Here is a 26,561-nt window from a genome sequence, read left to right as displayed (position 1 = left end):
CGGTTCAGAGTTGGCAGGGTAACGTCCCGCAATGGCGGGGTGCAAGCAGGGTCGCTGATGCCTGTCGTGCAGGGTATTATAGTGATCCCGTCCACAAATGGATCGTTTCATGTCTGACCCGCTTCACCAACTGCGTCATCGCTTGCAACGACATCGCCCCTGGCGGCTGCGTACGGCTGGGCGTGAAGCCGGAGTGCTGCTGGCGCTCACGGATAGCGCCGACCCGGAAGTGATTGTAACCCTGCGTTCGCCCTACCTTTCTACTCACAGTGGAGAGATGGCGTTTCCTGGTGGCAAGCGAGATCCTGAAGACCCTGATTTGCTGGCAACCGCGCTGCGCGAGGCTGAAGAAGAAATTGCCCTGCCGCTGGGACAGGTTGAAGTGATCGGCTCACTGGGGCAAGTTGTCTCGAAACATCTGTTGCAGGTGACCCCCTGGGTGGGAGTGATTCCATCGTGCCTGCCGCTGGAACCCAATCCCGGCGAGATTGACAGCATCCATCGGGTACCACTCAGCTATCTGCTTGACCCGGCCAACCGACGCCTTGATCAGATCGACTTTGCCGGCAAAGTGCGCTACGTACCCGCTTGGCACTGGCAGGGTGAGGTGATATGGGGGCTGACAGCCTATATTCTGGCGGAGCTGCTTAATGTGGGCTTTGATGCCGACATTCCGATGCGGCCCCGCCCCGAACACCGCGAGACCGAGCATGAATAAATATGCCGATGAAAAACCGGTGCCGAGCCCCTGTGTCAGTGTGTGCGCACTGGGTGAGGGTGATATTTGCATTGCCTGCCACCGCAGCGGCGAGGAGATCAGCCGCTGGGGGAGCATGAATAATGACGAGAAGCGGGCGGTCTGGGCGCTGATTCGGCAGCGGGAACAGGGCGAGATGCTGTGATCTCGCCAGAGTTTAGAAGCTTTCCAGGGCCTTGGCTGTCTTGGTAATGCGCACGGTTTTGACCAAGTTGTCACAGATCTGCAGGGTTTCCATTCGATAGCCAGATACCTCCAGGCAGACGTTGGCGTCCGGAATCGACTCCAGAATTTCCGTGATCAAGCCATTCAGTGTCTTGGGGCCGTCGGTCGGCAGGCTCCAGTGTAGAGCCTTGTTGACTTCACGGATGTAGGCGCTGCCATCGATAAAAAAGCTGCCGTCTTCCTGTGGGTGTATCTCCTGGTTCAGGTCATCATGGTCATTGGACATCTCTCCCACGATCTCTTCCAGAATATCTTCCAGTGTCACGATCCCTTCAACATCCCCGTATTCGTCCACCACGACACCGATGCGGCGGCTGTGGCGCTGGAAGTTGAGCAGCTGAGTCTGGAGGGGTGTGCTTTCTGGAACAAAGTAGGCTTCATGCACAACCTGCATGATGGCCGGCTTGGTCAGATTGCCCTGCTGAATAAGCTGGGCGAGATTGCGCATGTGCAGGATGCCGACAATGTTGTTGATGTCGCCGCGATAAACCGGAAGACGCGTGTGCCCGGTTTTGGACAACAGCTCCAGAATCTGATCCATCTCCAGATCCAGGTCGATTCCTTCCACTTCGTTGCGCGGAATCATGATGTCGTTGACGGTCACTTCGTTCAGCTCCAGCACGCCCAGCAGCATTGACTGGTTGCGGTGGGGCAGCAGGGAACCGGCTTCGTGCACGATGGTCCGCAGCTCCTCGGTACTCAGGTGTTCGTTGCCGGCATCATTGACGTTGACGCCAAATAGACGCAGGAAACCATTGGTAATCCCGTTAATGACCCAAACCAGCGGGTAAGCCAGCTTCAGCAGCGGCTTCAGAATATAGGAGGCGGGAAAAGCGATTCTTTCCGGGTGCAGAGCGGCCATGGTTTTGGGTGATACTTCAGCGAAAATGAGTATCACCAGCGTCAGTCCAGCGGTGGCGATGGCAATGCCGGCGTCCCCCCAGAGGCGGACGGCAATCACGGTGGCAATGGCGGAAGCGAGAATGTTGACGAAGTTGTTGCCGATTAGAATCAGGCCAATCAGCCGGTCCGGTCGTTCCAGCAGACTATTGGCCCTGCGTGCTCCGCGATGACCGCTCTTGACCAAATGGCGCAGTCGGTAGCGGTTGAGGGACATCATCCCGGTCTCGGAGCTGGAGAAAAATGCTGAACAGAAGATCAGCAGAACCAGAATGGCAGTAAGTGTGCTTATCGACGCGTCGTCCAAGGGACAGGAACCTTTGTTTGCGGATTTGGGCGTTCATTTTCTGGTCAGCCACAGGGGCTGTCAAGCGAGCGGGCTACATCTTGAGTAGCATCTCCAATACCAGTTTGGAGCCAAAAAAGCCCAACATCAGCAATACGAAGCCACCCAGCGTCCAGCGTACAGCAGTTTGGCTGCGCCAGCCCAGGAAGTGTCGCCCCGCCAGCAGAAGGGCATATACACTCCAGGCGATCAGCGAAAACAGAGTCTTGTGGACCAAGTGCTGGGCAAACAGGTTGTCAACAAACAGGAAGCCGCTGATCAGGGCGGCGGTCAGCAGCAGGAAACCGGCCCAGAGGCTCTCAAACAGTAAGCGCTCCATGATTTGCAGCGGTGGCAGCGAAGCAACCAATCCGCGGGTATGGTGTTGCTTCAGGGCGCGTTCCTGACGCGACAGCATCAGGGCCTGTACGGTAGCGATGGTGAAAAGGCTATAGGCCAGCAGTGACAGCAGGATGTGCGCCAGCAAACCGCCGGCGTAAGGTTTGTGTATATTGGCTTCGGGTGTGACTGCTGTCAGCAGTGCCGTGATGGCGGCCAGAGGAAACACACCTACGAACAGGTTATCGAGCCGGTGTCTGAGGCTGCTGATAAGTACCAGTCCTGCCACGACCCAGGCGATGAGAGAGCCGACCGGGAAGAAACTGAGGTCGATGCCATTCGGGTGGTGCAACTCCAGATACACGGCATAGCCCTGCAGCAGAAAACCGGCAAGGCCCAGGATGCGAATGGGGGTGCGGAGCTGTTCATGGGCCGTGGACGACAGCCGACGACACTGCAGTACCGTGGCAATCGCATAGCAGAGTACAGCAACGAGTGTCGTGGTGATCAGCATCCATATCCTCCCTAAAGACCGCCAAGTGTGGCACAAATGCGCAGAGGAGGAAATATAAGGTGCCGCCTGGGCGGGGGGTCCTGTATAATATGTCGCCAAAGCGTTTTAAAAAGGTGGCTGCCGGGAGTGCGGTCGCCGGCAGATAGAGGTATGCGATGTTTGATAATCTGACAGAACGGCTTACACAGACACTGCGCAGTGTAACCGGTCAGGCAAAGCTGACTGAAGACAACATCAAGGGCACGTTGCGTGAAGTGCGCATGGCATTGCTCGAGGCGGATGTCGCCCTGCCTGTGGTGAAAGATTTCATCAACAGCGTGAAGGAACGCGCTGTAGGTCAGGAAGTCAGCAAGAGCCTGAGTCCTGGGCAGGTCTTCGTCAAGATCGTTAATGAGGAACTGGTCCGCGTCATGGGTGAAGCCAACGCGGAACTGGATCTTGCGGCAACGCCTCCAGCTGTGCTGATGATGGCGGGTCTGCAAGGTGCGGGTAAAACCACCTCGGTGGCCAAGTTGGCGCGCTTTCTCAAGGAACGCAAGAAAAAGAAAGTGCTGGTGGTGTCTGCAGACGTATACCGTCCGGCTGCGATTCGTCAGCTGGAAACACTGGCCGGTGAAGTGGGTGTCGAGTTCTTCCCCTCCAGTGCTGACCAGGATCCAATCTTTATTGCTGAACAGGCGATTCAGCACGCTCGCGTCAAGGCGTTCGATGTTCTGATTCTCGATACTGCGGGTCGTCTCCATGTCGATGAAGACATGATGCAGGAGATCAAGCGTCTGCATGCCGCCGTTAATCCGGTCGAAACTCTGTTTGTCGTGGACTCGATGACAGGTCAGGACGCGGCCAATACAGCGCGTTCTTTCAATGAAGTGTTGCCGCTGACCGGTGTGATTCTCACCAAAACCGATGGTGATGCCCGTGGTGGTGCCGCTCTGTCTGTGCGTCATGTCACCGGCAAGCCGATCAAGTTCCTGGGGATTGGCGAAAAGACCGATGCGCTTGAGCCGTTTCACCCGGATCGTGTTGCCTCACGCATTCTCGGCATGGGTGACGTACTGTCGCTGATCGAGGAAGCCGAGCACAAGATCGACAAGGAAAAGGCCGAAAAATTTGCCAAGAAGATCACCAAGGGCAAGGGCTTTGATCTTGAGGACTTCAAGGAGCAGATCCAGCAGATGCAGAGCATGGGCGGCATGATGTCGATGCTGGAAAAGCTGCCGGGCATGGGGCAGATGGCACAGGCTGCGCAGGCTGCACAGGCCGAAAAGGGTGTGTTGCAGATGGTTTCTATCATTAACTCCATGACACCGCATGAGCGTCGTCATCCTGATATTGTGTCGGGGTCACGCAAGCGTCGTATCGCCCAGGGTTCAGGCACACAGGTTCAGGATGTGAACCGTCTGCTTAAACAGCACAAGCAGATGGCGAAAATGATGAAAAAATTCGGTTCCAAGTCTGGGATGGCCAAGCTGGCACGTGGCATGAAAGGCATGATGCCCCCAGGCATGGGCGGAGGCGGCGGCTTTCCGCGCTTCTGAGCTGATTAAAAACTGATCTTTTTGCTTTCAACGGGCGGTGGTTTCACGTAAAATCACCGCCCTGTTTAGTTTGGCCTTCGTTTATCTGGGCAGTTTGGCCGGGGAAGCGAAGAAACAAGAATGATGGGCGATCCTAAAACCCATCCAGCGAAATAAAGGGGTCCAGCGCATGGTCACTATTCGTTTGTCTCGTGGTGGCGCTAAAAAGCGTCCGTTTTATCACATCACTGTAGCCGATTCGCGCAATGCGCGTGATGGCCGCTTTATCGAGCGGGTCGGTTTCTTCAACCCGGTTGCACGTGGTCAGGAAGAGCGTCTGCGCGTTAACCTGGAACGTGTTGAGTACTGGGTTGGCAAGGGTGCTCAGGCTTCTGAGCGTGTTGCTCAGCTGCTCAAAGAAGCACGCAAGGCAGCAGAGTAAGGTCGGATTCGGGCCGTGTCAGTAAATAGTGAAAAACAGGAAGGCCTGGTTGTACTGGGACGCTTCACTGCACCTTATGGGATCAAGGGCTGGATCAAGATTCATTCCTATACCGAGCCCATGGAAAACATACTGAACTACAACTCATGGCTGGTTGAGTCAGGCGGGCAGAAAGTGCCTGTCAGGCTGGAAGCTGGCAAACGCCATGGGAAAGGCCTGATCGCCAAATTGGCCGGTGTGAATACTCCGGAAGAGGCAAAGCTCTGGCATGGGCGCGAGATTATGGTGCCCCAGACTGAGTTGCCTGATCTGGAGGCCGGTGAGTATTACTGGAGCCAGCTGGAAAACCTGTTGGTTTACACCGAATCCGGCGTATTGCTGGGACGGGTGAGTCACCTGATGGAAACCGGTGCGAATGACGTGCTGGTGGTGAAGGGTACGGCCGAGAGTATTGATCGCGAACAGCGCTTGATTCCCTGGCTGCCTGATCAGGTGGTGAAAGAGGTTGATCTTGATTCAGGATTGATGCGGGTCGATTGGGATCCGGATTTCTGAGTGATGTGGTTCGGGATCGTCAGCCTGTTCCCGGAGATGTTCGAGGCGGTTACCCGCTATGGCATCACCGGACGGGCGGTTCGTAACGGCCTGCTGCAGGTGGAGTGCTGGAATCCCCGCGACTTCACCCATGATCGGCATCGCACAGTGGATGATCGCCCGTATGGCGGTGGCCCTGGCATGCTGATGAAAGTGCAGCCGTTGCGTGATGCGATTCTGGCTGCAAAAGAAACCGCCGGTGAGGGCGCTCGGGTGATCTATCTGTCACCCCAGGGGCGCCGCCTTGATCAGGCGGGTGTGTGTGAGCTGGCAGCAGCGGAAAAGTTGATTCTGGTGGCCGGACGCTATGAAGGCATTGATGAGCGTCTGTTGCAGAGCGAAATTGACGAAGAGTGGTCACTGGGCGACTTTGTCCTCAGTGGCGGCGAGCTGCCGGCCATGGTGATGGTGGATGCAGTGGCAAGAATGATACCGGGTGTACTCGGTCATCAGGACTCTGCAACCGAGGATTCCTTCTTTGAGGGTCTGCTTGACTGTCCCCACTACACCCGGCCCGAAGAACTGGCGGGGCAGCAGGTGCCCGCAGTGTTGCTCAGCGGCAACCATGCCGAGATTCGGCGCTGGCGACTGAAGCAGCAGCTGGGAAGGACCTGGGAACGGCGTCCGGATCTGCTGCAAAAGATTGATCTGAACCCCGAGCAGCAGACGTTGTTAAGCGAATATGTCCGCGAGGCCCAGGAGGCCAGCGGTAGAAATACTTAGGAGCGAGCGATGAGCAACAAGAGCCTGATTATTCAGCAGATTGAAGCTGAACAGATGAGCAAAGAGATCCCGGCATTTGCACCGGGTGATACCGTAGTGGTACAGGTACGCGTAGTAGAAGGCACTCGTAGCCGTCTGCAGGCGTTTGAAGGTGTAGTGCTGGGCAAGCGTAACCGCGGCCTGAACTCCGCTTTCACCGTGCGCAAGATCTCCCACGGTGTGGGCGTTGAGCGTACTTTCCAGACCTTCAGCCCGACTGTTGAACAGATCGAAGTGAAGCGTCGCGGTGACGTACGTCAGGCCAAGCTGTACTACCTGCGTGAGCGTAGCGGCAAGTCTGCACGCATCAAGGAAAAGCTGGGCTGAGGTACGCCTCACCCAACGATCCAGAAAAAGGCAGCCATTGTGGCTGCCTTTTTTGTTGATCTGGATGCTCGCCATTTGTATGGTCAGGTCCTAGAATTCTTCTCTGAACGGAAACTGAATGGGTGCAGGAGTGTCGCCATGCGCAAGCTGGGAACGGGAGTGGTGGTTCTGATACTGATCGCAGCGGCCTCGTATGGCTTCTATTGGTATCAGGTCAAAAGCAAAGCCGATGAATTGTCGCAGCAGATGGCACCTTTTGCTGAAGTTAGCTATGGGTCCGTCTATGCTCACCCGGATGGCACTGTTGGCGTCAATAATCTGGTGATATCGCCCCGTCAGATGCATGCACCTGTCAGTATCGATGCAGTGCGTATCCGTGCAGGTAACCCTCTTTTCTTTCTCTTTGGTGGTGATGCTCCGCCCGAACAGCTTAACGTCAGTTTGAAGCGGATGAGACAGGGGCTGGACTCGGAGCTGTTCCGTATGGCTCAGCAGCAGTCCGACCTGATGCTTGAATCCAATCCGCTCTATGTCAGCCCTAATGCATTGGGGTGTGGCAATGTACGTCAGTTTGATATCAATACCATGAAACGGATGGGATTCAGCGAAATGCTGATGGATATCAACCTGGACTATCGAGGCGACAACCAGGCGCGCAAGGTGCATCTTGACCTGTTCGTGGATATACAAGACCTGGCTGAAACGCGCATGGAAATGGCCATTAGTGCTGATCCAAGCCAGTTGCAGAATCCGATGATGGCCAGCGGCAATGCGCGCCTTGAAACACTCTCGTTCAGCTATGCGGATCAAGGCTATAATCAGCGGCGTGATCGTTTTTGCGCTGCTGAGTCGGGTATAAAACCTGACGAGTATCGGCAGCAGCACCGGCAGCTTTTCGTTCAATGGCTGAATGCCAGTGGGGTTGAACTGCCCGACAGCCTGTTGACGGCCTATTTTGACCTGCAGCAGCCAGACGCTGACATGGCTTTAAGTCTGCGTCCGGTGGGTGGTGTTGGTGCTGCCGAACTGATGATGCAGGATCCGATGACGGTGTTGCAGTCACTCAATCTGCAGTTCAGCATCAATGGTAAGCCGCTGGCGCTTGATGGCATCAACTGGCCTGAATTGATGACGGGGCTGGCTATGGCCGATAACCCCGGTCGTATCGAGTCTGGTGCTGAGCCTGAAGAAGACGCAGCCGTCGCGGAGGCTGAAGCGGAATTATCGGGCGGCGTAGAGGCCCTGCAGGCAGCAGCGTCTGGTTCAGCTCCAGGACAACGGGTGCGGAAACGGCCGGTGATAAAACGATATCAGCCAACGCCATTGGCAGAACTGCCAGCCTATCTGGGCTCTCCTGTACGCATTTTCACCTACTTCGGCAACGATGTGGAAGGTCAGCTGGTACATGCTGACGGGCAGGGTGTCAGAGTCATACAGAGATTGAAGCAGGGTGTCGCCGAGTACCCTCTGGAAAACGACCGCATTCAGCAGGCTGAGGTCTGGCGTTGAGTGCAGATCGTCGTTGTACCGCAGTAACCGTTGCCGCAGAGGATGAACAACAGATTGATCTGTGGCTCGACAGTCTGTGGCTGGAAAAGGGGTTGAGTGATAACTCGATCGCCTCATATCGGCGCGATCTGCGCCAGTATGCGCACTGGTTGAGCAGCCGTGGTGAGCACCTGCTGCAGGCGGGTCGAAACAGTTTGCAGCAGTATCTGAACTGGCGCCTGCAACAGCAGCTGCGCAGCAGTTCAACCTCTCGCCTGCTTTCCTGTTTACGTGGGTTCTACCGTTACCAGTTGCGCGAGGCGCGCATTGTCGAGGATCCGACACTGAATCTGGACAATCCGCGTATGGGGCGGCCATTGCCCAAAACCCTGACCGAACAGGATGTGGAATCTCTACTGGCTGCTCCGGATGTGAGTGAGCCGCTGGGTCTCAGGGATCGAACCATGCTGGAACTGCTGTATGCGACCGGCCTGCGTGTGACCGAGTTGATATCACTGCAGCTGGAGCAGATCAACAGTCGGCTTGGCGTTATTCGAGTGGTTGGCAAGGGTGACAAGGAGCGGCTGGTACCGGTCGGTGATGAAGCGCTTCACTGGGTGGGGCGTTATCTGGACCAGGCTCGACCGCTGTTGACCGACAACCCGCGGGAAGAAACCCTGTTTGTCAGTCGTCGCGGTCAGGCCATGACCCGACAAACCTTCTGGTACCGGGTGCGCCGCTATGCCATTGAAAGCGGGATCGACAAACCGCTTTCACCACATGTGCTGCGCCATGCCTTTGCTACCCACCTGCTCAATCATGGCGCAGATTTGCGCGTTGTACAGATGCTGCTGGGCCATAGTGATCTGTCCACAACCCAAATCTATACCCATGTGGCCAGCCATCGCCTGCAGCAGCTGCACCAGACACATCATCCACGTGGATAGGAACCAATTAACGAATTCGTGTTCTACCTGAAACGGTTCACCTGAAAATAGAGGTTTACATGCGATCAACAACACTGACTTCCGCCCTGATGCTGGTACTCACGGGCTCGGTCTGGGCAGCTGATGAAGCTGCCGAAAAAATCCGTCAGCAGCTCAACAGTGTGGACAGTCGGCTTAAGGTGCAAAGCGTGGAGCCAGCACCCATGGCCGGGCTGTATGAGGTGGTGCTGAGCAGCGGTGAAACCCTGTACGCCGACGGTGAGGGCACGCACCTTTTGGCAGGGCAGCTGTATCGGGTGGATACAGAGCAGGGGCTGGTCAATCTGACTGAACAGAAACGCAACGAAGCCCGTCAACTTGCAATGCAGGGCGTTGAAGAGGCCGATATGGTGGTCTACAGGCCGGCAGGTGAGATCAAGGCGACTGTCAACGTATTCACGGATGTAGATTGCCCTTACTGCCGCAAGCTCCATGACGAGGTGCCGGCACTGAATCGCATGGGGGTGCAGGTGAACTATCTTGCCTTCCCACGTGGCGGCCCCCAGTCCAAGACTTTCTCCCGAATGGAATCGATCTGGTGTGGCAACGAACAGGAGCGTCGTGAGCGCATGGATGAAGTCAAGGCCGGTGATTCAATCAGCCAGCAGGAGTGCGACAACCCGGTGCAGGCACAGTATGAACTGGGCCAGAAAGTTGGTGTCACGGGCACTCCTGCTCTGGTACTGGAAGATGGCACACTGCTGCCCGGCTATGTGCCTGCCGCACGTCTGCAGCAGATGCTGGAACTGAACTGATTGGGTCAAACCGGGCATACCGAGGCGGGCGTGCATAGTGCATGGCCCGCCTTTTCGCTATAATGGAGCCCATTTTTTAACCGCCAGCTGGCGGCTGTCTGATCTGACCGAACAATCTGTGAGGTGTTGGCTTGAAACCTGTAAAAGTAGGGATCTGTGGTCTGGGTACCGTTGGTGGCGGTACATTCAATGTATTGATTCGAAATGCTGAGGAGATTTCCCGGCGTGCCGGTCGGAAAATCATCATTGAGCAGATCGGTACACGCAGCGAGAATCCAGCCTGTGACACCTCTGGCATGCAGCTGACTACTGATGTGTTTGAAGTGGCCACCAACCCCGAGATCGACATCGTGGTTGAATTGATCGGTGGCTATGAAACGGCACGCGAGCTGGTGATGACCGCCATCGAGAACGGCAAACATGTCGTGACAGCCAACAAGGCACTGATTGCGGTGCACGGTAACGAGATATTTGAAGCCGCGCAGGAACAGAACGTGATGGTGGCGTTCGAAGCATCCGTTGCCGGCGGTATTCCGATCATCAAGGCGATTCGTGAAGGGCTGGCCGCTAACCAGATCAACTGGCTGGCGGGCATTATTAACGGCACCGGCAACTACATCATGACCGAGATGCGTGAAAAGGGTCGGGCCTTTGCTGACGTGCTGCAGGAAGCACAGGCGCTGGGTTATGCTGAAGCCGATCCTACCTTCGATGTCGAAGGGATCGATGCAGCGCACAAGCTCACGATTCTGTCATCACTGGCGTTTGGTGTGCCGTTGCAGTTCAACAAGGCCTTTACCGAAGGCATCAGCAAAATCACCCCTCAGGATGTGCAATACGCCGAAGAGCTTGGCTATCGTGTCAAGCATTTGGGTATTACCCGTCGCACCGACAAGGGCATAGAACTGCGTGTCCACCCGACGCTGATTCCGCGTGATGTGCTGCTGGCCAATGTGAACGGTGTCATGAACGCGATTCTGGTGGACGGCGATGCAGTCGGCCAGACCCTTTACTATGGTCCGGGTGCTGGCGCGGAAGCGACCGCATCTGCGGTTGTAGCCGATATCGTCGATGTTGTGCGTACCCTGACCGCTGACCGTGACAACCGCGTGCCACACTTGGCGTTCCAGCCCTCCGAGCTGTCCGATGCGCCCATTCTTCCGGTGGAGGAAACTACCAGTGCCTACTACCTGCGTCTGCAGGCCGTGGAGCGCCCCGGCGTGTTGGCCCATGTAACCCGTATTCTGGGTGAGAAGGGGATCAATATCGAAGCGATCATCCAGAAACAGACCACTGAAGCACAGGTGCCGGTGATCATGCTGACCCAGCGGGTGGAAGAACGGATGATGAATGAGGCGATTCGCGAGATCGAAGCGTTGCCGGATATCCTCGGTGAGATCATCCGCATCCGTGTTGAGCTGCTGGCTGATTGAGGAACGAGCAATGAATTACATTTCTACCCGCGGCCAGGCGCCGAAACTGAAATTTGCGGATGTGCTGCTGGCAGGTCTTGCCAGTGACGGCGGCCTGTATGTGCCGGAAACCCTGCCGACTTTCAGCCGTGACGAGATCGCCTCCTGGGCCGGTTTGTCCTATGCCGAACTGGCCTTCAAGGTGATCAAGCCGTTTGTGGATGACTGCATCACGGGTGCCGATCTGAAGCGGATGATCGACGAGACCTATGCCGGTTTCAACCACAGTGCCGTGGCACCACTGAAAGAGCTGGGCACCAATGAGTGGGTGCTGGAGCTGTTTCATGGTCCGACTCTGGCATTCAAGGACTTCGCCCTGCAGCTGCTGGGCCGCTTGATGGACCATGTGCTGGCCGAGCGCGGCGAGCGTCTGGTCATCATGGGCGCCACCTCCGGTGATACCGGTTCTGCCGCCATCGAAGGCTGCCGTCACTCGAAACATCTGGATATCTTTATCCTGCATCCATATAACCGTGTATCGGAAGTGCAGCGCCGTCAAATGACCACCATCAAGGCCGACAACGTGTTCAACATCGCGCTGGAAGGCAACTTTGATGACTGTCAGGAGATGGTGAAGGATAGCTTTGCCGATCAGGGCTTCCTCAATGGCCTCAAGTTGGGTGCTGTTAACTCGATCAACTGGGCCCGCATCATGGCCCAGATCGTCTACTATTTCTCGGCTTCACTGGCTGTTGGCGGCCCGCACCGTCCGGTCTCCTTCTCGGTGCCCACCGGCAACTTCGGTGATATCTTTGCCGGTTATCTGGCCAAGCAGATGGGACTGCCAATCGAGCAGCTGGTGGTCGCCACCAACCGCAACGACATCCTGCACCGCGTGATCAGCGGTAATGACATGTCCAAAGGCGAACTGGTGCACACCCTGTCACCCTCCATGGATATTATGGTCAGCTCCAACTTCGAGCGCCTGCTGTTTGATGTCTATGGCCGTGACGGTGCCGAAATTGCCGATCTGATGGCACGTTTCAAGAAGGAATCCGTGCAGCTGGATCCGGCGCGTTGGGAGAAGGTGCGTGCACTGTTCGACAGCCACGCCATTGATGACGCCACTACCTGTGACGTGATCCGCGATGTGCATGCCGAAACTGGCTACCTGCTCGATCCGCATACCGCGATTGGCGTCAAGGCTGCTCGCGAATGCTGGCGTGACAAGTCGGTGCCGATGATCACCTTGGCGACTGCACATCCGGTTAAGTTCCCGGAACCGGTCGTCAAAGCGGGTCTGGAATCGCCTCAGCTGCCGGCCCATATGGCCGATCTGTTCGAGCGTGACGAGCGCTTTGAAGTGCTGGCTAACGATCTGTCCGTGGTTCAGCAGTATATTGCTGATAACGCCCACCGCGGCTGAGCCTGCCATACCTGGTCCGCTCGGGCCAGGCACGGGGCCCGCTGCATTGACGGCGGGCCTTTTTGTTTGTGCACTTCCCGCATGTCACAGAGGTTGATATGGCACTATGACTGAACCGGTGATTCAACAGCGTCCCCTGCAGGTTGACCCTAGCCACCCGGGCCTGAAGGCTCTGCATCCGGTGCTGGCGCGCGTGTATGCCGCGCGTGGCATTGAGGATCCTGAACAGCTGGGCCGTCGCTTGCAGGAACTGCTGCCGGACAACCGCATGAAAGGTATGGCCGCGGCAGTGGAACGATTGGTGCAGGCGCTGGAGCAGCGCCAGTCAATCGTGATTGTGGGTGACTTCGACTGCGACGGGGCTACCAGCACTGCGGTGGCAATGCTGGGGTTACGCATGCTGGGCGCTGCTGAAGTCGATTATCTGGTGCCCAACAGGTTTGAATATGGCTACGGCCTGAGCCCCGAAATTGTCGATGTGGCGGCAGTGCACAAGCCAGGCCTGCTGATTACGGTGGATAACGGCATTTCGAGCATTGAGGGTGTGGCTCGGGCCAACGCCCTTGGCATCGATGTGATCGTAACCGACCACCATCTGGCGGGTAATGAGCTGCCTGAGGCCAGTGCCATCGTCAATCCCAATCAGCCCGGCTGTGAATTCATTGCCAAGTCCACCTGTGGAGTGGGGGTGATTTTCTATGTGCTGATCGCGCTGCGTCGTGCCCTGCATGAACGCGGATGGTTCAAGGCACAGGCGCCCAATTTGGCCAGCCTGCTGGATCTGGTGGCACTGGGCACCGTAGCGGATGTGGTACCGCTGGAGCGCAACAACCGGGCGCTGGTCTGGCAGGGGTTGCAGCGTATCCGTGCCGGACAGGCACGCCCCGGGCTTTTGGCGCTGATCGAAGTGTCCGGGCGCAACCGTGAACGACTGGTGGCCGGTGATCTGGGCTTTGCCATCGCCCCGCGACTGAACGCGGCGGGGCGGCTGGAAGACATGTCGATCGGTATCGAGTGTCTGCTGGAGGATGATTACGAGCGGGCACTGGAAATGGCCCGGTCGCTGGATGATCTCAACCGTGAGCGGCGTGGCATCGAACAGGAGATGCAGCAGCAAGCACTGGAGTTGCTGGGTCAGCTGAGCCTGAATGATCAGGCGCTGCCCTTTGGTCTGTGCCTGTATGATCAGAGCTGGCATCAGGGCGTAATCGGCATTCTGGCCTCCCGCATCAAGGAACGGGTTCATCGCCCGGTGATCGCCTTTGCCCCCGGTGATGCCGGCGAGGTCAAGGGCTCGGCCCGTTCCATCAACGGCTTCCACATCCGTGACGGGCTCGATGCCGTGGCAGCCAAGCATCCGGGGCTATTGAAGAAATTCGGTGGCCACGCCATGGCCGCAGGGCTCACCATAGCGGAAGATCAGCTGGATGCCTTCCGCGACGCCTTTGATGCCGAGGTCAGGCGTCAGCTGGACGCCGAGGATCTGACCCAGCGCATTCTGACCGATGGCGAGTTGCCGGAAAGCGCCTTCAGCATGGAGCTGGCCGAGGCTCTGCGCAACGCCGGCCCCTGGGGGCACCATTTCCCCGAGCCGCTGTTTGAGGGCCGCTTCCATCTGCTGCAGCAGCGTATCGTCGGTCAGCGTCACCTCAAACTGGTGGTGATGCCCGAAGGTGGTGTTCAGGCACTGGATGCGATCGCCTTCAATGTAGACACCCTGCGCTGGCCCAATGAGTCGGTACAGAAACTGCGTCTGGTATATCGGCTGGACGTGAACGAGTTTCGTGGTCAGCGTACCCTGCAGCTGATGGTGGATCAGCTGCAGCCCTGTTAATGCCATTTACACACTGGAGATACTCCCATGCACGAACTGACTCTGGAAGAACTGACTGCCCTGCTGAATGTATTCAACCGCGCCGGTGCCAGTCAGGATGCCGTCGAAGCCGATCTGCTCAGCCGCATCAAGACGCAGCATGCCGAAAAGGAAGAACTGGCGTCGATGGACTTTGACGACTGCCTTGGCGGCGCCTGCAAACTGTAAGGGGACAGCATGTACTACATCGGAGCCCATGTCAGCGCAGCCGGCGGGGTGGAAAATGCGCCGCTGAATGCGGCCAAAATCGGTGCCAACGCCTTTGCCCTGTTCACCAAGAACCAGCGCCGCTGGGATGCAAAACCGCTGACAAGCAAAAGCATCAAGGTGTTCAAAGCCAACTGTGAGCGGCTGGGGTTCAGTGCCGACCAGATCCTGCCCCACGACAGCTATCTGATCAATCTCGGCCACCCGGAAGCCGAGCCTCTGGAAAAATCCCGTGCAGCCTTTCTGGACGAAATGCAGCGCTGTGAGCAGCTGGGGCTGAGACTGCTGAACTTCCATCCCGGCAGTCATCTCAGAAAAGTCGATGAGACAACTTGTCTGGCGACCATTGCTGAGTCGATCAACCTGGCGCTGGCCAAGACCGAGAATGTTGTAGCGGTTATCGAGAACACCGCCGGGCAGGGCTCCAACCTGGGCTTTCGCTTCGAGCAGCTGGCGGCGATCATTGACCAGGTTGAGGACAAGTTCCGTGTGGGTGTTTGCCTCGATACCTGTCACACCTTCGCTGCCGGGTATGACCTGAGAACCCCAGAAGCCTGCGAGCAGACCTTTGCCGAGTTCGAACGTATCGTCGGTTTTGAATACCTGCGCGGCATGCACTTGAACGATTCCAAGGGGACGCTGGAGAGCCGCATCGACCGCCACCACAGTCTGGGGCAGGGGGAGATCGGCTGGGCGCCGTTTGAATACATCATGCGTGACAGTCGTTTCGAGGGTATACCGCTGGTACTGGAAACCATCGAGCCGGAAATCTGGGAGGATGAAATTCAGCAGCTGAGAGCACTGGCTGCTGCCCAGTCCTGAGTCTGAAGCAGCGATCCAGACTGTCATTCAAGTGTCATCAAGATGCAATAGGCTTGCCCGGCTATCATTACGATCGACCGGGGAGCCCAATGTCCACACCGCCACCCTTACCATCCGCCACGCTGCTGGCGGCAGAACGGGCCGAGCTTGAGCAAATTCTGCGTCTGGAATTGCTGGAGCCCGTATTCCAGCAGATCATGGACCTGCGCAGTGGGACGGCGATTGGTCATGAAGCACTTATTCGTGGCCCCCGCGGCAGCACACTGTATGCACCTTCACGCCTGTTTCAGGCCGCTATCCGTCATGACCATCAACTGCAGCTGGAGCTGCTCTGTCGCAAGTGCTCGCTGGCCCGCTTTGCTGAATTGAAGCCGGGTGGGCTTTTGTTTTTGAACGTAACCGCGTCCCTGCTTAGCTCACCGGACCACCAGCATGGTTTTACTGCCGACTTGTTGCATCAGCTGGATATTCCGCTGGAATCGATCGTAATCGAGCTGTCCGAGCAGCATCCGTTCGACCATCAGGGGTTGACGCGGGCGGCGGTGGAACACTACCGCAGCATGGGCTTTCAGATTGCGATTGATGATCTTGGAGCCGGCTACTCCGGTCTGCGCCTCTGGTCCGAGTTGCAGCCAGAGTTCGTCAAAATCGACAAACATTTCATCAGTGACCTGGATCGTGACCCGGTCAAGCGTGAGTTCGTGCAGTCAATTGGCCGGATCGGGCGCAATCTGCGCTGCCAAATACTGGCGGAAGGCATTGAGCGCTATGAAGAGATGCGCGCTCTGCAGCAGATGGGGATAGGCCTGGGTCAAGGGTTCCTGTTGGGCATGCCTTCTACATGCCCACAGCCGCTGCTGCGACCGGATCAGATCCGACGTCCGCTGCATGTGCGTTCGGGACAGGCCGCGCTGCAACTTTTCCAGCGCATGCGTCAACCGAAGCTGCGCCTTCGCGGTTGAATCCCGGCAGGGCTGGGGTCTGCTGTCTGCCGGTGGTATAGTCGCGTATCCCAACAACGCGAGCTGAGGTGGAGTAATGGCCCCTGTCTGGCAACCCGCATTCAATCTGACCGATGTCCGTCTGGAGCAGGATGAGCCGCTGTATCAGGGATTCTTTCGCCTGCATCGGTTGACGCTCAGTCACCCTCGTTTTGAGGGTGGACGGGTACGTATTCAGCGAGAGCTGCTGGACCGTGGTGATGCGGTCTGTGTACTGCTGTACGACCCGGCCCGTGATGCAGTTGTTCTGGTGGAACAGTTCCGTGCCGGTGCACTGACCAAAACGGATGCCCCCTGGCTGCTGGAACTGGTGGCCGGCATCGTTGAGCCGGGAGAGTCGCCGGAAGATGTGGCCCGGCGTGAAAGTATCGAAGAATCTGGCATCGAACTGGGTGAGTTGATCCCGATCACAGGTTATCTGCCCAGTCCCGGTGGCTGCGATGAGTGGATCGAGCTTTTCTGCGCATTGGTGGATGCTCCCGAATCGGGCGGCGTATTCGGTCTTGATGAAGAGGGTGAAGACATCAAGGTGCATGTGATTCCGGCCATTGAAGCCTTTGCGCTGGTGCAGCAGCGGGTGGTCAACAATGCGGCCGCAATTATTGCGCTGCAGTGGCTGCAGCTCAACCATGACCGTTTGAAAGGGTCGGGAGTGGGTCATGAAGCGTAAGTATGTCCCCAACCTGAAACGTCAGCAGGCCGTGGGCGAGGGCAACTACATGCGCTTGCTCAAGCTGTTGCCGGACCTGGATTACTGCGACAAACGCGAGTTTCAGCTGGTGCATGATGGACACCGTGCGCTGGTACGGCTGCAGGTGGAAGAGCGCTTTACCTATACCACTACCGTACTGGTGTCGCATCAGTACGAAAATGTATCCGAATGGCTTGATGCCCCGCGTCTGGTGGTGAGGCTCTACCACGATGCCCGCATTGCGGAAGTGATCTGCATGCGTCGGAGGCAGCTGTCCGGGGTATATCCCTACCCCAACCGGCAGATGCACCAACCGGATGAAAAGGCACAGCTCAATACCTATCTGCACGAATGGCTCAGCCACTGTCTGGCTCACGGCCAGTTACTGGAAGAGGTGTTTGCCGAATGACTCGGCTGTTGCAGCTGAGTGACTGTCATCTGCCGCCGATGGCCGGTGAGCTGTTTCGTGGTCGTGATGCAGATCAGTGCCTGATCCGGCTGGTACAGTGGCTGCAGTCCGAGTTTGCCCCCTTCGACCATCTGCTGCTGACCGGTGATCTGGTACACCATGGCGGACCGGATGCCTATGAGCGTCTGCTGCAAATTGTGGCGCCACTGAGCCTCTGTGTGCACTGGATCCCCGGCAATCACGATGTAACAGCCGCGATGCAGCTGGCTGACCACACGGGAAAACTGGGACATAAAGTTATCCACAGCGGAAACTGGACCCTGCTGTTGCTCGACAGCACCTCGGAACCTGATGGCCGCGGCAGCGGTAGTCTGAGCCGGTCCGAGCTGGACTGGCTGCAACGGCAGTTGGCACAGGCACCGCAACGACCCACACTGCTGGTACTGCATCACAATCCGACCCCCACCGGCAGTGTGTGGCAGGATGCGATCCGTCTAGGAAATTCGACGGCGCTGGCTGATCTGGTTGATGCCGCTCCTCATGTACGTGGTGTGATCTGTGGCCACCTGCATCAACTGCAGCTGCTGAGCTTTGCCGGACGTCCACTCTGGTCGGCGCCTTCGACCGTGGTACAGTTTCGTGCCGGCTGTGAACAGTTCGAGCTGGAAACAGATCCGTCGCGTGCCACTCCGGGCGCGCGCTGGTACAGGCTCCATCCTGACGGTCAAGTGGATGCCCATTCGTTGCAGCTGCCACACGAGTTAACCTCATGAACGCGCCGGTTTTTATATACGTGCATGGCTTCAACAGCTCGCCCCAGTCCTGGAAGGCCCGCTGCCTGCAGGCAGCATTTGAGCGGCAGGGACACGCAGCTCAGCTGAGAGTGCCAGCCCTGTCGCACTGGCCGGCCGAGGCGATTGAGCAGCTGGAAGCCGAGATTGCAGCGGCCAATGGGCCGGTCACGCTGATCGGCAGCTCACTGGGCGGTTATTACAGTACCTGGCTGGTGGAGCACAATCCGGCGCTGCGAGCGGTGCTGGTCAACCCTGCAGTCTATCCGTATCGGCTGCTGGAAGAGTGGCTGGGACAAAACACGAACCTCTATACCCGCGAACAGTATCAACTGACAGAGCGTCATCTGGAGCAGCTGCTGGTGTTGGATTGCCCGCAGTTGCAGGACCCGTCGCGCTACCTGTTGCTGGTACAAAGTGGTGATGAAACACTGGATTACCGCGAAGCTGTGGATAAATATGCCGCTTGTGCGCAGTTTGTGCAGCCGGGCGGCAGTCATGGATTTGAACATTTTGAGGCGCTGATTCCGGCCGTACAGGCATTTGCCGAGGGCAGAGTTGAACTGCCCGTGCCTGTTGCGCTGCCGATTGCGGCCCCCTGAACAGGAACACCCGATGTCGAAGCAATATAACGCCGATGCGATAGAAGTGCTCAGTGGCCTGGATCCGGTACGCCGCCGGCCGGGTATGTACACAGAAACAGACCGCCCCAACCATCTGGCACAGGAAGTGATCGACAACTCGGTCGATGAAGCCCTGGCCGGACATGCCAAACAGATCGATGTCATCCTGCATGAAGACGGCTCTCTCAGTGTGGCTGACGACGGTCGCGGCATGCCGGTGGATATCCATCCGGAAGAGGGCGTCAGCGGGGTAGAGTTGATTTTGTGCAAACTGCACGCCGGCGGCAAGTTCAACAACGATAACTACAACTACTCCGGCGGTCTGCACGGGGTTGGTGTGTCGGTGGTGAACGCTCTGTCCAAGCTGCTCAATGTGGAGATCAAGCGCGACGGTCAGGTGTACCGCATCGGTTTTGCCGATGGCGACAAGGTATCCGAGCTGGAAGTGATCGGCAGCTGCGGCAAGCGCAATACCGGCACCAGCCTGCGCTTCTTGCCTGATCCCAAGTATTTCGACTCGCCCAAATTCAGTGTCACCCGGCTCAAGCATAACCTGCGTGCCAAGGCGGTACTCTGCCCTGGCCTGAAGGTGACCTTTACCGACCACAGTGGCGGAAAGAAGGAGCAGGAAGAGTGGTATTACGAAGATGGGCTGATCGCCTATCTGCGCGGCACCACTCAGGTGTATGAAACCCTGCCCACCGAGCCGTTCAGCGGCAGTCTGCAGGGGGAAGAGGATGCGGTTGAATGGGCGGTGCAGTGGCTGGCCGATGGTGGCGAAGTCACCGCTGAAAGCTATGTCAACCTGATCCCCACCGCGCAGGGAGGCACTCACGTCAATGGCATGCGTACCGGCCTGCTGGAAGCGATGCGCGAATTCTGCGAATTCCGCAATCTGCTGCCACGTGGCGTTAAGCTGAGCCCGGATGATATCTGGGACCGCTGCTGCTATATCCTGTCGGCCAAGATGCGCGACCCTCAGTTTGCCGGTCAGACCAAGGAACGTCTGTCTTCACGCCAGATTGCGGCCTTCATTTCAGGTGCAATCAAGGATGCCTTTTCTCTGTGGCTCAACCGTCATGTTGAAGAGGGTGAGAAACTGGCTGAATTGGTCATTGCCAGCGCACAGCGCCGGCTGCGTGCCGGACGCAAGGTGGTGCGTAAGAAAGTGACCCAGGGCCCGGCGCTGCCCGGCAAGCTGGCGGACTGTTCCGGTGCTGATGCCAGCCAGTCCGAGCTGTTTCTGGTGGAAGGTGATTCCGCGGGCGGTTCCGCCAAACAAGCTCGCAGCCGTGAGTTTCAGGCGATCATGCCGTTGCGCGGCAAGATTCTGAATTCCTGGGAAGTGGATCCGGCCGAAGTGCTGGGCTCACAGGAGATCCATGACATTTCGGTAGCGATCGGGGTCGACCCCGGCTCTGACAAGCTGGATGGCCTGCGTTACAACAAGATCTGTATCTTGGCGGACGCCGATTCCGATGGGCTGCACATCGCCACGCTGCTGTGTGCACTGTTCGTGCGTCATTTTCGTCCGCTGGTGTCCGCTGGCCATATCTACGTTGCCATGCCACCACTGTACCGCATCGACTTCGGCAAGGAGGTCTATTATGCGCTGGATGATGCCGAGAAGGATGGTATCGTGGAGCGGATCCGTGCCGAGCGCAAGAACGCCAAAATCGGCGTACAGCGCTTCAAGGGGCTGGGCGAGATGAACCCGCTGCAGTTGCGTGAGACCACCATGTCGCCGGATACGCGCCGACTGGTACAGCTGACACTGGACAGTGGTGACGACACCATGGAGATCATGGACATGCTGCTGGCGAAAAAGCGCTCACCCGATCGCAAGCGTTGGTTGGAGCAGAAGGGCAATTTGGCGGAGGTGGTGTAAGCCCGAGCTAAATAGACAGCCAAAACAGAAACGCCGGGCAATTGCCCGGCGTTTTGCATGGTGCACAAGTCTGGTTATTCCGGGATGTAGTGCAGCAACGTTTTGCCCTGCTCGCCGTCGAACAGGCAACGGAAGCCATTGTCAGTCGAAATCAGCAGGCATTGTGAGTTGGTCGCTTCGGCCGGCGCCCACTCTTGGGCACAGCTTTCACGGCTCTGTGCATCAATGGTGTTGATCTTCATTGTACGGCCTTCAATGCTCCAGTTGTAATTGCTCTGGTAGAGCTCGCAGTCGGTGTCGGCATAGACATAGCGGCCTGTACCATCTTTGCGAATCTCTTCGTAACCAGCCTCTTCACCCACTTCACATTCGAAGGTTTTGTCGACCACTACAAAGTTGCCGACGGGGTCGATGGCGTCACGGTTTCCGGTTGCCAGGCGCATATCCATATCGGTCACCCAGCCCTGAGCGTTGATATCGGAGTGGTAACCAATACTGCCGGCTTGAGCACGCAGCAGCTCGGACAGTTGCACCTGAGAAACACAGCCGGTTTCTGTACCGGTATCCATTTGTGCAGCGATGGGGGCTGGAATCTGATCCACCAGATCTGCCAGACGAGGATAATTGATGCTGAGGCTGTTGAGCCCGTTGGCGTCCAATGACTCTGCCCCGATCTTATCCACGGCCTGCTGAGCCTTTTCACCCTTGAACACGACAATGTGGTTGCCCTGAATACCAGCATTGACGCTCATGCCAGGGGCAACAAACGACAAATCCAGCTCTTTCAGGCTGCCATCCTGTGGAATGCTGATCATACGACCAAATGGCGTGCTGCTGAGCAGGGACAATAACGGCTGAGGGTTGGCCGTGGCGATACTGAGCAGGAAGTCATATTGCTCAGGAATCGGTTGGGTCGGGCTCAGTTGCAGATCATATAGCGAGAAACCGGCTCCAGATGTGCCTTGTGCCATGCCGGCAAACAGTCCCATCATTGCTGGGCTGACATTCGCCATCTGCTGTTGAGCGCTGACAAGCTGAGGGCAGCTGAAGTCGGCTTGGGTAAACTGATTCCATAGAGCAGTCGTGGCAGGGACCAGGTTATCAATGTTGAGACCGAGGCCCAGTCCGAGAATCTGGTTGTCGACCTCACGGCTATGTGCCGGGATATGGCCTCTGAGCTTGCTCAGGTTCTCCACAACGGCACCGTTTTTCAATTCCAGTACCGAACGACTGTTCAATTCGCTGCCGGATGTTGGACCCGTATTGCCCGCCACCAGGCGTGGCATCTGTGCAATAAGCGCCACCAGCTCGTTGCGACAGCTTGCTTCCAGCTGCTGCTCGATCGACTTGCCGGATGAGGCTTGAATGACCGGATGCAGCTGGTGTGCCAGCGAGTTGCTGCCAGGTTCCAGAATGCCACGGGCCAGTCGTTCCAGGTGGATGAAGGCGGTCATGCTCTCGTCAAGACCATATGTTTTTTGAATTTCCTGGAGTTCGCCGCTGTCAGCCAGTGATTGCTCAGGCAGATCCAGAGCCATGCGCAGGCGTTTGGCGGCCAGGTCGTCGCTGTAGATGAAAAAACTGATCGTGGCAACGCCGTCTTTGACACGAATAGCCAGATCCACGCTGCGATCATCTTCGGGATTGAGCCGCCAAGTGCGTACGGTAGTGTCACCCAGTTGTGTGTCAGTGGACGAAAGCCCACTGGCGGCCGAGGCTTCATCCAACGGTGCCCAGAAGGTAGCTTCGTCCGTTACCCCTATGCGGATCACTGGTACCAGGCCGTCCATGTAGATCGCCTGTGGACTGGCCAAGTCAAAGCCGTAGTGGTCCACCAGTGTACCGTAGGTGGTGGAGTGGGTAAGCAGATCGGCCAGCAGGTGGCGCGCAAAGCGGGCGGCGGGACTGTCTTCCCCCGCGTTGTGCAGCTCCTGAATCAGTTCGCTCAGCTCACTCTGTGAGACCGGCATCAGCGGGGTATCGCGCATTAGCTGCACCAGTCCCGGATCGGCACTACCGCCAAGGTACATAACGGTATCAGCCGGTACGTGTGCCGCCATCTCGGTCGGGCTTCCTCCGGCGCCCAGCCAGCCCTGCTGCCAGGCCAGTCCACCGCCTGCAACCACGACCAGTACACCAGCCCCTATCCATTTCTGCATCTTTGACTCCTTCAATTACGGCTTGCGTGAAAATAACCGCCAGAACCCTCGGGTGCCGGGGTATGTAAAGGTGTATTAGCATATCACTAACCGAAAACAGGCTATAGTGATGAAAGGCAAATACCGGATGAGGTTGAGATGCTGCGAGCTGTGAGTCCACATCTGTCTGCACTAATGCTGTTGTGTGTGATCGCAATGCCGTTACAGGCCGCAGAGTCGGTTGAAGCACATTTGCAGCAGCTGCTGCAGGCGGGGGCTGCGGGTGAGCTGCCGGCAACCGACAGACTTGATTGGCCGGTGCTGCAGTCTTTGTATGAACGCTCCGGCGGGCAACTGCTGTGGAGCAACATGCGTGGCGAAGCGAAAACGGTGATGCAGCAAGAGCTGGAGCACTGGATTCGAGCATCACTGCAACATGGGCTTGATCCGTCAAATTATCAGTATTCGCGGCTGCAGCAGCCGTTTTCGACCGGATCAGCCATGAGCCCCGAACCGGTATTGAATGACCTTCTGTTGAGTGACAGTTTCATGCGTCTGGCGCGGGATTTGGCCGGCGTAACCCCTTCTGCCGAGGAGCATGATCGGTTGTGGCGTTTCCAGCCACGTACGCTTGATGCGGTCGACCTGTTGCTGCAGGCATCCACGGCAGAAGAGGTGGAGACAACCCTGCAGGCACTACTGCCCCGGTCAGCCGAATATCAACGCCTGGTTGAACACTATACACAGCTGTTACAGCGGACTGATCGCGAGACATGGGTGGCGCCGGACTTGAGCATGAATGGCCTGCTGCGCACGGGGGCGAGCCACTCTGTGGTTGTGGGAGTGCGTGAGCTGTTGATTCGCAAGGAGTTGTTGAATTCGGCAGAGAGTTCGTTTGAACCGCAGGAGGTTTATACCCCACTGGTTGTGGATGCGGTAAGGGCGTTCCAGCAGCAGCAGGGACTGGAACCCGACGGTATTCTGGGACCTGCGACCCGCGCAGCGCTACAGCGCTCGCCGGAGCAGCAGCTGCAACAGGTACGGGTCAACCTGCAGCGCTGGCGCTGGCTGCCAAGGGAGCTGGGCGAACGTTACCTGCTGGTCAGAACCGGGACCTACTCAATGACACTGGTTGAGCAGGACAGGGCGGTACAGCAATACCGAATCATCAGTGGTCGTCCGCACCGTCCTACCCTGTCGTTCGAGTCGGACGTGGACCACCTCATCATGCACCCACCCTGGACGGTGCCCTTCCGCCTGGCTGTTGAGGATCTGTTGCCCAAGCAGCGAAAGGATCCCGACTATTTTGCTCGCCAACAGATTGAGGTACTGCAAAAGGTAGATGGCAGCTGGCAGCCGGTTGACCCTGAAGGGATAGACTGGGAGAGCCTGTCGCGCCGAAATTTCCCGTATCTGTTGCGGCAGCGCCCCGGCCCCTTGAACAGCTTGGGGCGTATACGCTTCGGCATGTCAAACCCCTACAGTATTTACCTGCACGATACCCCGCAGCAGACGCTGTTCGAGTCCACCGAGCGGGCGTTCAGCTCAGGCTGTATTCGAGTGGACGAAATTGAAGACCTTGCCCAGCGGCTGCTGGGTGAACGCTCTCTGGAGCAGGCGCTGAACACCTCCCGTACCCACACGCTCAGGCTTGAGCGGCCACTGCCGGTATATCTGGTTTATCTGACCGTCTGGATGGATGAGCAACAGCAGGGACACTATCACCCCGATGTGTATGGGCTGGACTGGCAGTTGCAGCAGGCATTGGGGCCTCTGCCGGAGGTGCTTGATCCGAAGACTGAACAGGGTGCACTGGCACAAACTGTGCTTAAACAGTAGCCAATGGCAGGACTATTGGGTAAAATTCAACCAGATTTGTTTATTAATCATACAGTTGTCAATTTTTTCCGAGGTTCTGCATGCTGTTCACCCCACGCCAGATCAGATCGGGTGCCGAAACGGCGCCGGAATGTCGTCAACGTCGCCGTCTGTTGACCGGGCTGGCACTGACGGCAGCTGCTCTCCATGTGCCACAGGCGGCAGCCAATATCCGCCCTCTGTTTGAACGCAAACTCCAGTTCAGTCATCTGCATACCGGTGAGCAACTGAAAACCACGTACTGGGCAGAAGGGCGCTACCTCAGCGCCAGTCTGGATGAGATCAACTACCTGTTGCGTGATTTCCGCACTGGCGAAATTCATCCAATTGATCCTCGGCTGCTGGACCTGTTGCACACCATCAGGGTGGAGAGCGGCAACATCAACAATCCGTTCGAGATCGTGTCCGGCTACCGATCACCAAAAACCAACAACCAGCTGCGCAGCAACGGTAATGGGGGCGTGGCCAAGAAGAGCCTGCACATGCAGGGCAAGGCGATCGATATTCGCCTGCCCGGAACATCCCTGAAAGAGCTGCACCGAATCGCCTGCGAGGCGAAGGCTGGTGGGGTAGGCCTCTACACCAGCTCCAATTTTGTTCATATCGATACCGGCAACGTGCGCTACTGGGGTAGCTGAGCGCGAATGACGGTCAGCTTGTCCCTTAGGCTGGCCGCTGACAGCTCGCCCAGATGAGAATCCTGTAACCGTCCCTGTGCATCAATGAACAGGGTTGTGGGCAGAGCGCGAGAGCCATAGTGCGCCCCAAGCTGGTTCCGCTGGTCCAACAGCACGTTGTCCAGCTCGATATTCAGCTGCTGCAGAAATCCCTTCACACTCTGTGCATCTTCTCCAAGATTGGCGAACAGAAAATGTACATCCGGTAATGACCTCTGGGCTTCGGCCAACACCGGCATCTCACGCACACAGGGAGGGCACCAGCTGGCCCAGATGTTGATCACGATCGGCTGACCGCTGAACTGCTGCAAGCTCACGGTCTCTCCGCTGAGGGTGTTGAAGTTCAAGGGAGGCAGCGCTTCAGTCGTTTTGTGCAACAACTGCAGCGGCAGTGCAGTGGCGGTCCAGAACAGTGCGCCGCTCACCAGCCCGATGGTGAGCGGGCGACGCAGTGCAGGCTGGCGCAGCCCGAAAAACAGGGCGCAGGCCAATCCGGTTAGCAGACCACTGACCCACCAAAACCCACCGTCGCGAATATCGAGGATCTGCACAGGCTGCGACAGGTACTCATCGGCATACCGCAACACAAATCCCAGTCGAGCGCCGATCAGTCCCAGCAGCAGGGTGATGAACAGGGCGCTTTCCGGATTTCTGCCAGCGCGGCGACTGCTCACCCAGCCGGCAAACAAGGCAACCAGAAAGGCGATCAGCAGGGCAAGGCGGTCTGCCGAGATGGCAAAGGGACCGATGGACAGTGACAGCATCGCAGACTCCATGGCAAAAAGGACTGGTAC

Annotated in this window: 27 protein-coding genes; 23 read left to right on the top strand and 4 right to left on the bottom strand. The window is 57.4% G+C overall.

All coding sequences use genetic code 11. The features are described 5' to 3' along the window. Positions 1–109: 109 nt before the first annotated feature. Positions 110–718 carry an NUDIX hydrolase gene (locus tag BLV48_RS02880; RefSeq protein ID WP_091822746.1) on the top strand — a complete coding sequence of 203 codons (609 nt, stop codon included), beginning with the start codon at positions 110–112 and terminating at the stop codon, positions 716–718. Beyond that, positions 711–902: a DUF1289 domain-containing protein gene (locus BLV48_RS02875; RefSeq protein WP_091822743.1), complete on the top strand. Its 192-nt coding sequence runs from the start codon at positions 711–713 to the stop codon at positions 900–902. The genes BLV48_RS02880 and BLV48_RS02875 overlap by 8 nt, the downstream gene beginning before the upstream one ends. Before the next feature lie 12 nt (positions 903–914). Here BLV48_RS02875 and BLV48_RS02870 read toward each other — a convergent pair whose 3' ends face one another. Beyond that, positions 915–2,189 carry an HlyC/CorC family transporter gene (locus BLV48_RS02870; protein WP_091822739.1) on the bottom strand — a complete coding sequence of 425 codons (1,275 nt, stop codon included), beginning with the start codon at positions 2,187–2,189 and terminating at the stop codon, positions 915–917. 73 nt (positions 2,190–2,262) lie between these two features. Next, complete coding sequence (locus tag BLV48_RS02865; RefSeq protein ID WP_091822736.1) at positions 2,263–3,060, bottom strand: cytochrome C assembly family protein; 798 nt, start codon at positions 3,058–3,060, stop codon at positions 2,263–2,265. 155 nt (positions 3,061–3,215) lie between these two features. On the opposite strand from BLV48_RS02865, the gene ffh reads away from it, so the two are divergent. From ffh to parE, 19 genes are all read left to right on the top strand, one after another. Continuing rightward, a complete protein-coding gene (ffh, locus tag BLV48_RS02860) occupies positions 3,216–4,598 on the top strand; it encodes a signal recognition particle protein (RefSeq protein WP_091822733.1) in 1,383 nt (460 codons plus the stop codon). Positions 4,599–4,767: 169 nt separating this feature from the next. Then, positions 4,768–5,019 (top strand): 30S ribosomal protein S16, encoded by a 252-nt coding sequence (rpsP, locus tag BLV48_RS02855; protein ID WP_091822730.1) that lies wholly within the window; start codon positions 4,768–4,770, stop codon positions 5,017–5,019. Positions 5,020–5,034: 15 nt separating this feature from the next. Further along, positions 5,035–5,574: a ribosome maturation factor RimM gene (gene rimM / locus BLV48_RS02850; RefSeq protein ID WP_091822727.1), complete on the top strand. Its 540-nt coding sequence runs from the start codon at positions 5,035–5,037 to the stop codon at positions 5,572–5,574. Positions 5,575–5,577: 3 nt separating this feature from the next. Beyond that, positions 5,578–6,336: a tRNA (guanosine(37)-N1)-methyltransferase TrmD gene (gene trmD, locus BLV48_RS02845; RefSeq protein ID WP_091822724.1), complete on the top strand. Its 759-nt coding sequence runs from the start codon at positions 5,578–5,580 to the stop codon at positions 6,334–6,336. 9 nt (positions 6,337–6,345) lie between these two features. Next, positions 6,346–6,702 carry a 50S ribosomal protein L19 gene (rplS, locus tag BLV48_RS02840; protein WP_091822721.1) on the top strand — a complete coding sequence of 119 codons (357 nt, stop codon included), beginning with the start codon at positions 6,346–6,348 and terminating at the stop codon, positions 6,700–6,702. 138 nt (positions 6,703–6,840) lie between these two features. Beyond that, positions 6,841–8,211, top strand: a complete 1,371-nt coding sequence (locus tag BLV48_RS02835) for a hypothetical protein (protein ID WP_091822718.1) — start codon at positions 6,841–6,843, stop codon at positions 8,209–8,211. Next, positions 8,208–9,137 (top strand): site-specific tyrosine recombinase XerD, encoded by a 930-nt coding sequence (gene xerD, locus BLV48_RS02830; protein WP_091822715.1) that lies wholly within the window; start codon positions 8,208–8,210, stop codon positions 9,135–9,137. The genes BLV48_RS02835 and xerD overlap by 4 nt, the downstream gene beginning before the upstream one ends. A gap of 59 nt (positions 9,138–9,196) precedes the next feature. Then, entirely contained in the window at positions 9,197–9,931 is a 735-nt protein-coding gene (locus BLV48_RS02825) for a DsbC family protein (RefSeq protein ID WP_091822712.1), read from the top strand. A 131-nt stretch (positions 9,932–10,062) separates the two neighbouring features. Further along, entirely contained in the window at positions 10,063–11,364 is a 1,302-nt protein-coding gene (locus BLV48_RS02820; RefSeq protein WP_091822709.1) for a homoserine dehydrogenase, read from the top strand. Between the two features lie 10 nt (positions 11,365–11,374). Then, complete coding sequence (gene thrC, locus BLV48_RS02815) at positions 11,375–12,769, top strand: threonine synthase (protein WP_091822707.1); 1,395 nt, start codon at positions 11,375–11,377, stop codon at positions 12,767–12,769. Between the two features lie 106 nt (positions 12,770–12,875). Further along, positions 12,876–14,603: a single-stranded-DNA-specific exonuclease RecJ gene (gene recJ, locus BLV48_RS02810; RefSeq protein ID WP_091822704.1), complete on the top strand. Its 1,728-nt coding sequence runs from the start codon at positions 12,876–12,878 to the stop codon at positions 14,601–14,603. Positions 14,604–14,630: 27 nt separating this feature from the next. After that, entirely contained in the window at positions 14,631–14,810 is a 180-nt protein-coding gene (locus tag BLV48_RS02805; RefSeq protein WP_091822701.1) for a hypothetical protein, read from the top strand. Positions 14,811–14,819: 9 nt separating this feature from the next. Continuing rightward, positions 14,820–15,671: a deoxyribonuclease IV gene (gene nfo / locus BLV48_RS02800; protein ID WP_091822698.1), complete on the top strand. Its 852-nt coding sequence runs from the start codon at positions 14,820–14,822 to the stop codon at positions 15,669–15,671. Between the two features lie 89 nt (positions 15,672–15,760). Further along, positions 15,761–16,633 carry an EAL domain-containing protein gene (locus BLV48_RS02795; RefSeq protein ID WP_091822695.1) on the top strand — a complete coding sequence of 291 codons (873 nt, stop codon included), beginning with the start codon at positions 15,761–15,763 and terminating at the stop codon, positions 16,631–16,633. Positions 16,634–16,709: 76 nt separating this feature from the next. Beyond that, positions 16,710–17,342: an NUDIX domain-containing protein gene (locus tag BLV48_RS02790; RefSeq protein WP_091822692.1), complete on the top strand. Its 633-nt coding sequence runs from the start codon at positions 16,710–16,712 to the stop codon at positions 17,340–17,342. Further along, on the top strand, positions 17,332–17,772 hold the full coding sequence (locus BLV48_RS02785; protein WP_091822689.1) for a DUF1249 domain-containing protein: 441 nt from the start codon (positions 17,332–17,334) through the stop codon (positions 17,770–17,772). The genes BLV48_RS02790 and BLV48_RS02785 overlap by 11 nt, the downstream gene beginning before the upstream one ends. Next, the gene (locus BLV48_RS02780; RefSeq protein ID WP_175527551.1) at positions 17,769–18,545 is read left to right on the top strand and encodes a metallophosphoesterase; all 777 of its coding nucleotides are present in this window, start codon (positions 17,769–17,771) and stop codon (positions 18,543–18,545) included. The genes BLV48_RS02785 and BLV48_RS02780 overlap by 4 nt, the downstream gene beginning before the upstream one ends. Next, positions 18,542–19,165: a YqiA/YcfP family alpha/beta fold hydrolase gene (locus tag BLV48_RS02775; RefSeq protein WP_091822685.1), complete on the top strand. Its 624-nt coding sequence runs from the start codon at positions 18,542–18,544 to the stop codon at positions 19,163–19,165. Before BLV48_RS02780 ends, BLV48_RS02775 begins: the two co-directional genes overlap by 4 nt. 13 nt (positions 19,166–19,178) lie before the next feature. Continuing rightward, a complete protein-coding gene (parE, locus tag BLV48_RS02770) occupies positions 19,179–21,074 on the top strand; it encodes a DNA topoisomerase IV subunit B (protein ID WP_091822682.1) in 1,896 nt (631 codons plus the stop codon). Between the two features lie 74 nt (positions 21,075–21,148). Here the strand turns inward: parE and BLV48_RS02765 are convergent, their stop codons facing one another. After that, entirely contained in the window at positions 21,149–23,233 is a 2,085-nt protein-coding gene (locus tag BLV48_RS02765) for a hypothetical protein (RefSeq protein ID WP_091822679.1), read from the bottom strand. Positions 23,234–23,371: 138 nt separating this feature from the next. Between BLV48_RS02765 and BLV48_RS02760 the strand changes: the two genes are divergently transcribed. Further along, positions 23,372–25,051, top strand: coding sequence for a L,D-transpeptidase family protein (locus tag BLV48_RS02760; protein ID WP_091822676.1), 1,680 nt, complete (start codon positions 23,372–23,374; stop codon positions 25,049–25,051). An 80-nt stretch (positions 25,052–25,131) separates the two neighbouring features. Further along, the gene (gene mepK / locus BLV48_RS02755) at positions 25,132–25,728 is read left to right on the top strand and encodes a peptidoglycan L,D-endopeptidase MepK (RefSeq protein WP_091822674.1); all 597 of its coding nucleotides are present in this window, start codon (positions 25,132–25,134) and stop codon (positions 25,726–25,728) included. Here the strand turns inward: mepK and BLV48_RS02750 are convergent. Further along, entirely contained in the window at positions 25,713–26,531 is an 819-nt protein-coding gene (locus BLV48_RS02750; protein ID WP_091822671.1) for a TlpA disulfide reductase family protein, read from the bottom strand. The two genes, mepK and BLV48_RS02750, sit on opposite strands and share 16 nt — an antisense overlap. Positions 26,532–26,561: the final 30 nt, after the last annotated feature.

It is taken from the genome of Marinobacterium iners DSM 11526, from assembly GCF_900107855.1.
GTDB classification, from domain to species: domain Bacteria; phylum Pseudomonadota; class Gammaproteobacteria; order Pseudomonadales; family Balneatricaceae; genus Marinobacterium; species Marinobacterium iners.
Note: the sequence above shows the minus strand (reverse complement) of the source record. Positions and strands in the feature narration are given on the sequence as shown.